Genomic DNA, 5,208 nt, shown 5'->3' with positions numbered 1-5,208 from the left:
GAGCTGCGGGGCACTTGTACATCATCTCCCAGTTCTCTTACTTTATCTCCCATGAGCGGTATACCACCATAGCGTTTCAGCAGTTCGAAATAAAACAGGGCCCTGATAAATCGTGCTTCTGCTTTCCATGCGTACCGTACGGAGGCGCCGTTCGGTAACTTTTCTTTCACGGGCGACACATCGATATTGGATACAAAAAGACTGGCTGCGCGGATGGCGGTATAGCAGTTGTTCCAGGGCGATTCATCTCCTATGGGTGCATAGGAAGTATAGGCGCCGGTAGCGAGTTGTGATACAGCGGAAGTACCGACCAGACCGGAGATGGCGTCATCGGATGCTGCGTCGAGCAAATCACCGCCTACGCGATTGTAACCTCCGGGTAGTTTGGCGTAAATATTATTGAGAAATTTGTTGGCATAAGTGCCCAGTGAATCATCCTGATCAAATACATATTCAATGGTCACCTTTTCGAGTGGAATAACTTCGTAATCTTTTCGGCAGCTGATGATGACTGTTATACAGCCGGCCAGCAGGAACAATATGCGGAAATGTTTCATGGTGCGTTGTTTGGATGGCTGACTAGAATTTTATGTTGATACCCGTGTTCAGTACCCGTTGTATGGGATAGGCCCCCACTCCCACTTCCGGGTCAATAAAATCGTAGGCAGCGTGTGTAAACAAATTTTGCGCATTGGCGAATACCTTTACGCTACCGAGCTTCACGCGGCTGGTCCAGCTATAGGGAAGATTATAGGCGATGTTGATATTTTTCAACCGGAAGTAATTGCCATTGCGTACCCAGAACGAAGACGATACTTTGTTATAGTTGTTATTCGCATCGGCTGTCAACCGTGGATAGGTAGCCGTAGTAGCTGTTTCCGGTGTCCAGCGGCCGGTAATTTGCTGATATGCCTGACCATAGGTGAAGTTCAGGAACTGGAAACCTGCTTCTGTGGCGAAGTTGTCTACATAATTAACCCTGTTGGCTACGCCCTGTAACAGTGCGCTCGCTTCTATTCCTTTCCAGGAAAAGCCCATATTCACACCGTAGTAAATGCGTGGTTTAAAACTTCCGATGGGTGCTTCATCAAACTGGTTGATCACGCCATCGCCGTTCAGGTCTTTGTAGCGGATATCACCGGCAATGGGTTTATAACCCGCGATGGTGGCGCTTCCTTCGGCTTCTTCGGCCGATTGAAAAAGTCCGTCAGCCACATATCCGAAGCGCATGCCTACGGGTTGTCCGGTTCTTTTATTCCATTCGTAGTCGCGGCGTTGTTCGTCCATGAAAATGGCTTTGGTGCCTTCGATATTGCCATTGGCCGTAATGAAATAATGCCACTGTTTTATGTTGCCCTGATAAGTGACGGTAAGTTCGCCACCCTGGTATAAATTAATGCCGATGTTTTCCGGAGGATAGCTGGCGCCGGAAAGGGCAATACTTTTTCCGCGGATCTGCAGGAGATTTTCGTAGCGGTCGTGGTAATAATCACCGGTTATCTGCAATTGGTTATTGAACAGGGATACATCCAATCCTACATCCATTTTACGGGCTGTTTCCCAGGAGATATTCACATTGGCCAGTCCGTTTTCCTGGAAGCCTGATCCGGGGGAGCGGGTAGTTCCCTGCGCATAGATACCGCCGCCGATGCCATTGTTTTCGCTAAAGTCCTGGCGCCAGATGTAGTAGCCGGAGTTATCGATTCCGTTGCCGGTATGTGCATAGGTACCGCGTAGTTTTAATTGATTGAGCCAGTTGTTGTGTTTCAGAAAGTTTTCCTGTGCCAGGTCCCAGCCAATGCCGCCGGCGAAGAAGGTACCGTATTGTTTGCCGGGCATGTAACGATTGTAGCCGCTTCTGTTAAGTGCTCCTTCTATGAAGTATTTATCCCCGTAGTTATAGCCTAGTTTGCCAGACAGGTTGGTAGATTTACCGGGCAGGTCGTAGTTAAAGGTGGTTTGCCTGGTATCCGCCAGCACCACGGCATTTACGCCATGCCGACCAAATTGCCGATCGTAGTTCAGGGATATTTGTCCGAAGAAATACTGTGCATTAAACACCGACATAAAATTATTTTGCTGTGCCTTTGCAGTACCGTATTTAGCATACAGGGTATCTTCGGGTGTTATCGACATGCGGTATACCAGGTCGTTTTTACTGCGGTCTATCGCGTTGGCGGATTGGATAGACAGGTTACCTTTTCCTTTTACAGACAGTCCGGGCAGCCAGTCACCCAGATTATACCGCAGGTCTACGTTGGCCATCACATCTTTGCTATTGTCCTGTATATAGCCGCTGTTGATGGTTTGCGAGAGGAGGTTGGTAGTGAGATTATTGGTACCACCCCAGCTGCCGTTGGCATTATATACCGGGTAGGCGCCATTCGGTGTAGCCAGGAGTGACTGCAATATACTGCTGCTACCTGCACCGGGCTGTGTGCCTTCCTGGAGGCGGCCAAACAACTGCATGCCTACGGTGAAGTTGCTGGTAACATCGATACTCAGATCGGTGTTAATGAGATAACGTTTTAATCCGGCGTTGGTGTTATAACTGTTGGCAGGCGATGTTTTGAAGATACCCTGCTGATCGGTATAATTGAGTGACACGGAGTAACGGGCCACATTGCCGCCGCCGTTGATGTTCAGGTTGTAGCGGGACATAGGGGCGTTATCACGTAATACTTCATCGTACCAGTTTACGTCTGGATTGGCATATGGTTTTGTATGATCGCGGAAAGCGAGGAAGTCGGCCTCTTTGTATAAAGGTGCTTTTCCGTCGTTTTGCAGGGCTTCATTTAGCAGGTAGGCATATTGCCAGGCAGGTAATGGTTTCGGTAAACTCAGCGACTGCTGAACGCCTGTTTGTGCTGTAAAAGACACCCGTGGTTTGCCGGCGCGGGCGCGTTTGGTGGTGACGAGCAATACGCCGCGGGAGCTGCGTTGACCCAGCATAATGGTAGACAATCCATCTTTCAGTACGGAGATAGATGCTATGCTTTCCGGATCGATGGAAAACACATCGCGTTGTACACCGTCTACTATTGTAACCGGCACCTGCCCGCGTAAATATAAATTCATTTCGGTGTTATCGTTCGGTTCCGATGCGCCGGGGCGGGGAATATTTCCAACGAAGATATCTACGTCGAAATTGTTGCCGGTGCCGGGATTCCGGAAACCACTCACCTGTTGGGTATACAGTCCTGCGAGGCGACCTGGCAGCGTATAGGCGTACAAGGTAGCTGGTGTGGTAGACAACTGATTGGTGTATACCGTAGCGATGGAGCCGACTGAACTTTTCGGAGAAGCTTCACCATAGAGTACCGGAATACGCTGGGGCAAAGGAATGAATACTTCTTCCATGCGCAGGATGAGTGCGGTGGTATCGTGAATCTTTTGCTCCAGTGCTTTGTAGCCGGGATATTGTACTATCAGTGTGCTGTTACGTGTGGCACGGATGGTAAATATGCCGTTGGCATTACTGCTGGTGCTGTCGCCTGTATTTTTTATGAAGATGGCAGCACCTTTAAGTGGCTGGCCATAATTATCTATCAGCCTGCCGGAGATGGCGCCGGCTTGTTGTGCCTGCACGTTTCCGCAAAGCGCCAATACAAAACAGGCAAGGGCTGGAATATATTTGTGGATGTAGCTGTGAGCCATTGTATCAGTTTTATGGAGCGGAGGTCGTTATTGACATTTAAATGTGTACAAGAAAGGCGCGGTGGTATTGCCAAATCCTACTTTTACGGTGCCGGTGGCATCTGTAAAAAAGTATTCGATCTTCGTCAGTGTTTGTCCATCCTGCAGCTGGAAATATGCGCGGGGCCAGAGGGTGATTGCGGATTTATTGCCGGTATAACTTTTCAGTTTTGTGCTGTCTGTTTGTGTGCATACTTCCTGTACTTGTCCGTCGCTGGTATATCCTTTTGCGCATAAATAGATGCTACCTACGCCATTGAGGGCAGTGGGCACCACATCCGGGTCGAAGCTGAGCGTGAGAAAATCATTGTCCGTGGCTACACCGGGCGTCACGGCGGCTATCTGCGGATTGCAGAAGTCGATCACATCTCCCTGTCCTTCGGTGATGGAGAAGCAGTCTTTGAACTGACATTTGTATACGTTGTTGGAACCGAATACATCGCTGAGTCCTTCGCTGCTGGTGCCGAGGAAGTAACCGGTTTTAAACTGGATATTTTCCGGACCTGGTTTGATCACCATGGTCACATCGATTTTATCTTTTACACCTTGTGGTACATTATAGGCTTGTTCTGTCCAGAACACTACCCATTCGAGATCATCTGTCATATAGTTGCCGCCCATGCCGAAACGGTTTTTGAGTGCAGTCGGCCAGGTGAGGCCACCACCGGCGATTACAGACGATGGGATGGGCACCATTTTACCGCTGCCGTAAGTAGTAGTGGTAAAGGTGATGACAGAAGTATTGCTGGCTGCCCAGCTTTTAGGCGCCAGGAAACCGATGATCAGTCTTACGTTGCTGCGGCCACCATCTGCCACATCCAGGCGGTTGTGCATCACGATGGTCAAATCCTCGCCTGCTTTGGCAGAAGAAGGCTGGTCTACCCCGTCGAGGAATACGCAGCCCGCCAGCAGGAGCAGAAAAAGGATAATACCGTATGTATAATTTTTCATAACGTGTTGAATTATGTTGGATCAGGGATTCAATCTTTCGAGCGTATAGTCGTATGTGTTAGCGGTGCAGCCGGGACTGAAACTAAAATTCATATTCCGTTTTCCGTTCACCACCGGATAAGTGAAAGTGGTGCTCACCGGGGCATTGACGCCTGTTTGGCGGAAGTTGATCCGGAAAGGATATTTAGGATCATCTAATGCATAGCTGCCATTTTTGCTCACTACAAAAGGCAGTGGATTTTCAATGGTGTATTGAAGATCTGCCGTGAAACGAATCCTGAATTTGGTAAAATCTGTCAGGGTGGTAATATCCACGCCATTGCGTACTGCTTTCACGATGCGCCATTCGCCGGTAATATCTTTCACCGGTTCCGGCACCAGCATGTCGCGGCGTTCGCAGGCGTTGATAAAGAGTGCCAGTATGGGCATCAATAACCATATGAGGAATTTTGCTTTCATGGAATTGCTTTTTACCAGGATGGATTTTGTTTTAACTCAGGCGATTTCGCGGTTTCACCTTGTGGGATGGCCCACAGGTACATGGCTTCGCGGAAATTGTGT

The 5,208-nt window shown here is 49.0% G+C and carries 4 protein-coding genes; all 4 read right to left on the bottom strand.

Annotation, left to right across the window (positions count from 1 at the left end):
- Positions 1 to 557, bottom strand: a 557-nt coding sequence (locus VIP81_RS21175; protein WP_331965931.1) for a RagB/SusD family nutrient uptake outer membrane protein, incomplete at its 3' end; no start/stop codon positions are given.
- A 22-nt stretch (positions 558 to 579) separates the two neighbouring features.
- Positions 580 to 3,657, bottom strand: coding sequence for a SusC/RagA family TonB-linked outer membrane protein (locus VIP81_RS21170; RefSeq protein ID WP_331965928.1), 3,078 nt, complete (start codon positions 3,655 to 3,657; stop codon positions 580 to 582).
- A gap of 27 nt (positions 3,658 to 3,684) precedes the next feature.
- Positions 3,685 to 4,647, bottom strand: coding sequence for a DUF4961 domain-containing protein (locus VIP81_RS21165; RefSeq protein ID WP_331965925.1), 963 nt, complete (start codon positions 4,645 to 4,647; stop codon positions 3,685 to 3,687).
- 21 nt (positions 4,648 to 4,668) lie between these two features.
- Positions 4,669 to 5,106, bottom strand: coding sequence for a DUF5004 domain-containing protein (locus VIP81_RS21160; protein WP_331965922.1), 438 nt, complete (start codon positions 5,104 to 5,106; stop codon positions 4,669 to 4,671).
- Positions 5,107 to 5,208: the final 102 nt, after the last annotated feature.

It is taken from the genome of Chitinophaga sp. (assembly GCF_036566945.1).
Classification (GTDB): Bacteria; Bacteroidota; Bacteroidia; order Chitinophagales; family Chitinophagaceae; genus Chitinophaga.
Note: the sequence above shows the minus strand (reverse complement) of the source record. Positions and strands in the feature narration are given on the sequence as shown.

Bases quoted from the DNA above. Each gene is read 5' to 3' on its own strand.
- VIP81_RS21170 (WP_331965928.1), bottom strand. From the start codon at position 3,657: ATGGCTCACAGCTACATCCACAAATATATTCCAGCCCTTGCCTGTTTT.
- VIP81_RS21165 (WP_331965925.1), bottom strand. From the start codon at position 4,647: ATGAAAAATTATACATACGGTATTATCCTTTTTCTGCTCCTGCTGGCG.
- VIP81_RS21160 (WP_331965922.1), bottom strand. From the start codon at position 5,106: ATGAAAGCAAAATTCCTCATATGGTTATTGATGCCCATACTGGCACTC.